The sequence below is a fragment of the Planktothrix sp. FACHB-1355 genome (assembly GCF_014748295.1).
Classification (GTDB): domain Bacteria; phylum Cyanobacteriota; class Cyanobacteriia; order Cyanobacteriales; family Aerosakkonemataceae; genus Aerosakkonema; species Aerosakkonema funiforme_A.
Genome location: NZ_JACJUP010000306.1, coordinates 1 through 6,167, shown reverse-complemented (window position 1 = coordinate 6,167; position 6,167 = coordinate 1). Strand labels below are relative to the sequence as shown.

4 protein-coding genes are annotated in these 6,167 nt (G+C 41.9%); 2 read left to right on the top strand and 2 right to left on the bottom strand.

The features are described from left to right. On the top strand, positions 1–2,356 hold a 2,356-nt coding region (locus H6S82_RS14490), incomplete at its 5' end, for an S-layer family protein (RefSeq protein ID WP_206756869.1). A gap of 35 nt (positions 2,357–2,391) precedes the next feature. Continuing rightward, positions 2,392–4,785, top strand: a complete 2,394-nt coding sequence (locus H6S82_RS14485; protein WP_190468589.1) for a CHAT domain-containing protein — start codon at positions 2,392–2,394, stop codon at positions 4,783–4,785. 140 nt (positions 4,786–4,925) lie between these two features. Here H6S82_RS14485 and H6S82_RS14480 read toward each other — a convergent pair whose 3' ends face one another. Beyond that, complete coding sequence (locus tag H6S82_RS14480; RefSeq protein ID WP_190468586.1) at positions 4,926–5,591, bottom strand: DUF928 domain-containing protein; 666 nt, start codon at positions 5,589–5,591, stop codon at positions 4,926–4,928. Between the two features lie 2 nt (positions 5,592–5,593). Then, a partial coding sequence (locus tag H6S82_RS14475; RefSeq protein WP_206756868.1) for a CHASE2 domain-containing protein occupies positions 5,594–6,167 on the bottom strand: 574 nt, incomplete at its 5' end.

The following is a 6,167-nucleotide window of genomic DNA, read 5'->3' as shown; positions in this document are numbered from 1 at the left end:
CGCCACCAATCCCCAAGCTCCACCTTTACTAACAATAAATGTACCCATTGGCTTGCAATTTGGAGCAACAACAGGTGAATTTGGAGAAACAACAGGCGGGACGCCTGTATCCACAAGAGGTGGGATTAGGGTTGAAGGTGGGGGTCATAATCTCACAAGAGATGAAAACGAAGCAGTTATTAGTACTAATAGACCCGATGGCCTGAAGGTGAAGCCTGGAAATACCTTGGCACTTGTAGGCGGAGATCTTTCTCTGGAAGGCGGTAATCTGACAGTAACTGGGGGTATAATTGAGGTTTGGTCTGTAGTCAGCGGTCAGTTGTTAGTTGTTAGTAATAACGGAAAACTAAATATTGAAAATGGAGAAAATAATATAGATTATGGGAATATTCAATTATCAAATGCAGCTTCTGTATATGTTAGTGGCAACGGTGGTGAAATTTATCTGTCAGGACGGCGAGTATTGCTAAGGGATGGTTCGGCAATTTTAGCTATTAGCAGGGAAATGGAACAGGCAGGTGTTTTGGCTGTAAAAGCTTCCGATTCTGTAGAAGCGATCGGCAACACAATTACAGCTGATAATAAGTTGTTTCGCAGCGGTTTGTTGAGTCAGGTTTTTGATGAGGGGAAAGCCGCTGATTTGATCGTAGAAACCGGGCGATTGATTGTTAATGGGGGAGATGTAGCCGCTTTTACTTTTGGCTCCAGAGATGCGGGGAATGTTACTGTCCGCGCCTCGGATTTTGTGGAACTCATCGGTAGTGAAACGGAAGATAACTCGATTACCGGATTGTCTTCTCAAGTCAAGCCAGGAGCCACGGGGAATGGGGGAAATTTGCTCGTTGAAACCCAACGTTTAATTGTTCGAGAAGGAGCGCAGGTATCAACTATAACTTTGGGCGATGGTCGAGGGGGAAATATTATCATTCGCGCTGACCAGTCGGTGGAACTTATTAGCTCAGCTGACGATCTATTTGCTAGCGGCGTGCTTACTCAGTCTGAACCTGGAAGTACTGGAAATAGCGGTAATTTGACAATTATTACTGGAGAGTTGAAACTTTTGGATGGAGCAGAAATATCAGCTTCTACTTCTGGATCTGGAAATGCCGGAGATTTGTTTATTCGTGCTTCGGACTTAGTGCAATTGAGCGGAAGTAGCGGTGGTTATAGCAGTGGGATATTTGCACAAGCAAATGATGAAGCAACCGGAAATGCTGGCAATTTGACCATTGAAACTAGACAGTTGAGCGTGCGGGATGGCGGACAAATATCAACTTCTACTGAGGATATAGGACGAGGAGGAAATTTGACAGTTCGTGGGGTCGGAAATACAGAAGCCGATTTAGTGGAATTGAGCGGAATCTCACCAGAACCTCAAGGGGAAAAAGGAATATTTACACCTAGCAGTTTATTGGCTACAACTAATGGAACAATGGAAAAAGCTGGAAATGGCGGAAACTTAATAATTAATGCGAGGCGGTTAATTGTTCAAGATGGCGCACAGGTAGCAGCTTCTACTTTGGGTACAGGTGCAGGGGGAAGTGTGACGGTTAACGCTTCTGAATCTGTGGAATTAATCGGAATAAAAATATCCCCCAATAATGATACTTTTCAGAGTAGTTTGTTGGCTCGGACTCGCTCTCCTGGAACTGGTGCAGCAGGTAATATTGAGGTAAATTCACCTTTGATTTTTCTTGCCGATCGAGCATTGATTACGACTGATACTAGAAGTGGTGATTTCGGCAATATAGAATTAACCTCAAACAACATTCAACTGCGCCAAAATAGCAGCATTACCACTAACACCGATACTTCTACAGGTGGCAATATCACCATCAATACCGACACTATAGCAGCTTTAGAAAATAGCGATATTACTGCTAATGCTGCACGCGGTTTTGGCGGTCGAGTTACAGTGAATACGCAAGGAATATTTGGCACTGCATACCGGGAAAACCTTTCAGAAATAACAAGTGATATTACAGCCACTTCTGAACTTGGCCCTCAATTCAATGGTGTGGTGGAAATTAACACGCCGGATGTTGACCCCACGCAAGGATTACTTGAACTTCCACAAGATTTTGCGCCTTCGCAAGTTACACAAAATCTTTGTTCTTTAGTTGGGGAAAAGTTGGAATTTATTTATGTCGGACGGGGTGGTCTACCGCCAAATCCCAGAGAAGCGCTTAATCTAGGTGTGGAGATCGATCGCAGCAGTTCAGATTCTGCAACTCAGCAAATTGTAGAAGCTCAAGGGTGGATTGTTGGTGAGAATGGCGAGATTATTCTCACAGATAAATTGCCTGCTATGGCTTACGGTTCTTTATATTCAGTCGCTTGTCGTGCAGGTGTGTGATGAAGTTGGGAAAATTTATACACAAAAATATTCAAATGATTTTGCTTGTTTTGGTGACAGTATTGTTGTGTATTGTCGCGGAGCCTATTTTTGGCAAAGTACCCTATATCAATCAATTAAACCATCGAGAAAAGATTAGTCGCAATTCGATCGAAACAGCCAGAGATTCGCAAGCAGACGGTTTTTATCGCCGCGCTTGCACTTCCTTGTTGCAAGCTTTGGGACGTTCCAATATCGGATGTAAAAATTTAATTCGCGATGGAATGTCCGAGCGGGTGAAAGAATTTTTCCCTATTTTACCAGCTACTCCACACAGGGCGATCGCATTGAGGAATTTGGGAGATGTTCTGCGAATGGTAGGCGCTCTCAAAACTTCGCAGAAGGTGTTGGAGCAAAGTTTGGAAATCGCTAATTATTTGTCGCTTAATGAAGAAATCGGTGCGTCTCATTTTAGTTTGGGCAATACTAAACGCGCTCTGGGAAAAAGAGCGCAAAATTTTCAGGAAAAACAAAAGAGTGAAAATTACTATAAAGAAGCTTTACAACATTACGCTCTGGCGATTGCTAAATCTAGTTCGGATTCGCTCGATCTGCGAGCGAAACTGAATGAGTTCAGCCTTTCGATTGAAAATTATCCTGGCTCTAATCTGGATGAACTGTGGCAGGAAATTAAGGAGCAAGTTGAAAAATTACCTGCTAATTTGGAGGCTGTTTACGCTCGGATATATTTGGCTGAGAGTTTAACTTGCCTAAAATTGCAAAAAATGGGGAAAGAAGAGCGATCGAATCTTTCGTTTCCGCTACCTCCGCTCGCCAATCTGTGCATGAAAGAAAAAGAAACAAACACATTACTAAGTCAGCCCCCTGAATGGGAATATATCGGAAAGTTATTGACAATCGCGGCGCAACAAGCTGAAAGATTAAAAGATGCGCGATCGCAATCTTATGCGCTAGTAAATTTAGGAGAAATTTACGAAATTAACCAGCAATTATCTGATGCTAAAGAAATTGCTGAAAAAGCGCTGGTTATTGTTAAATCTCACCTATTAAACGAGATTGCCTATCGCTTGGAATGGCAATTGGGAAGGCTCAGTCTCAAGATGCAAAACGATCCAAAGCGTGCGATTGTAGCTTATAGTGGAGCGGTTGATTATCTGAAATTTTTACGCAAAGATTTAGCTGCACTCAATCCCGATCTTCAGTTCAACTTTCGAGATGAAGTAGAACCAATTTATCGACAGTTAGTTGAGCTACTCTTAGAACCTGAAGCCGATCGAAATGAACTGAGTCAAGCCAATTTAGTTCTGGCTCGTCAAGCGATCGAAGATTTACAATTAGCAGAATTAGATAATTTTTTAAGAGATGCCTGTGCTGATGCTAAGCCAGAACAAATAGACAAAATTCTCGATCGAGATGATGTGACAGCCGCAGCCATTTATCCGATTATTTTACCAAATAAATTGGCAGTTATTCTGAAGCTGCCACAAGAAGAATTGCATTACTACTCGGTTTCTATACATAGCAGTGAAGTGAAAAAAGTTCTCAAAGAACTGCTTGCAGAACTCAAAAAGTATTATCCCTCAAGCCAAGTTAAGGAATTATCCGCACAAGTTTATGACTGGTTAATCCGACCCGCTGAATTAGAGTTGAAAAAAAGTGGAGTCAAAACTTTAGTATTTGTCCTAGATGGGGAATTGCGAAATATTCCAATGGCGGCTCTTTATGACAGAAAGCAATATTTAATTGAGAATTACGCTATAGCCTTAGCACCCGGTTTGCAACTATTAAAAAGTCAACCTACAGCACGGAAAAAATTAAAGGTTTTGGGTGCTGGAGTGAGCGCTGAACAACTAATTGATGGGCAAAAATTTCTCCCACTACCCAACGTAAAAACTGAATTAGAAGAAGTCAAAAAAAACATACCGACTGAAATTCTGCTCGATCGAGATTTTACGAATATAAATTTGCAGTTGCAGCTCAATTCAAAGCCATTTTCTGTAGTTCATATCGCGACTCACGGTGAATTCAGTTCAAATCCAGAAAGAACTTATATTGTTGCTTGGGGTAAACGCCTTGAAGTCACTGATTTAGACAATTTGCTTCAAACTAGAAACCAAAGGGAATCTCAAAATATCGAATTACTAATTCTTTCTGCTTGCGAGACTGCTAAGGGCGATACAAGAGCTACTTTAGGACTGGCTGGCGTCGCCGTGAGAGCAGGCGCACGCAGTACCATCGCTTCTTTATGGCGAGCAGAAGATAATTATACTGCCGATCTAGTTGTGCAATTTTACAAACAATTAATTGCCAATCCAAATACACCGAAAACTGAAGCGCTCCGTCAAGCTCAATTACAGCTTATAAAAGATAGACCAAGCATTACTCCATACCAATGGGCTCCTTATATTTTAGTAGGAAATTGGCAATAGTCATTAGTCAATTGTCAGATGTGAAAAGTTAGTAGTTATTTCCAATGACCAATAGACATATCCTGCAAAATAATCTCAAAGGGCAGGCAGGATGCCTACCCCACAATAATTTTTGGAGATGTCTAATGACTAATAGCTACTTAATCAAGGGAACAGCAAGGAACGATCGGTTGAGCAGAAATATTACTGAAATTCAGCGACTCCATCAATTTATCCCATTCAGCTTTAAGTTCTGGATCGCTTGAATTGGTGCGGCGACGTTCGGCAAGTTCCACCAGAGGACGATACCAGTTAACGTTTTCTGTGGAAGTGGATGCAATTCGCTGCACAGTTCCATGCAAAGAAATGCGATCTTCTTCATTTTGCGAATCGCAGTTAATAGATAAATACCAGCGGTAATTTTTGTCAATTTCAAACGTTTGAGATGGGAAACGCAAACTGATAAATCCTGGCGTTCCAGATAATTTGATGCTCTTTGGTGAAATAACATACCGATCCTGTTCGTCCAAAATTACAAAACTGAAAGAATCAACATCATTAGGTGAATAGGGAATGTAAAACCAAAAAGTCGGAGATGCAAGCGTAGTTTTCAAAACTTTAGGTATGAAGGCGATCGGGCGAGTGTTTGCATTGGGACATTTGGATTCGCCAGGACGGGTTGCTCCGCCTGACTGCGGACTTCCTGACGTACCCGTTTGTGGCGCAGGCGGCGGTGTTGAAGCGATGAGATTGGCGATCGCGAAATCTGCGGATATCACAGTTGCCAAAGTAATTGTAAAGGCAAGTTTTATTCCCTGGATAAACATTTTCATTCTCCTTGTTGAGTTGGCAATGTAATGCTAAATACTATTCCTATTCCAGATACCAGTAAAGCCAACGCTGAGGGAACAAGCGGTAGCCAAAAGCCTTGGATAAACAATTCAAAATAAAGCCCATATAAAATAGCGATCGCAATACTAATTGCTAGCCAAAAACGTAGCGGTGACGAATGCAAAAACCAAACGATTCCTGCACCTACCAACGACCAAATCCCAATCAAAATTGCATCTACCCACAACGGTAACCACTGCAACAAAGGGCGCTTATCCTCCACAGCACTTAAAATTTCGCTAATCGCGTGTGCGTGAACGTATAGCCCGCGCATTATGCCGTAAGGTGTGTTGTGAGGGTCTTTTACGCTCTCAGCAGTAACGCCAATTAGAACAATTTTATCTTTTACCCAACTCGGCTCGAAGCGATCGTTTAAAATATCTTTTACCGTTACTGGCTGGGCAATTTTGCGAGAAGCGCGATAATTCAGCAGCATTTTGTTACTCAGTCCATCTAATTTTTGATACCCGCCACTTCTTTTTCCTAAACTTTTAAAAACAATTTTACCAAAC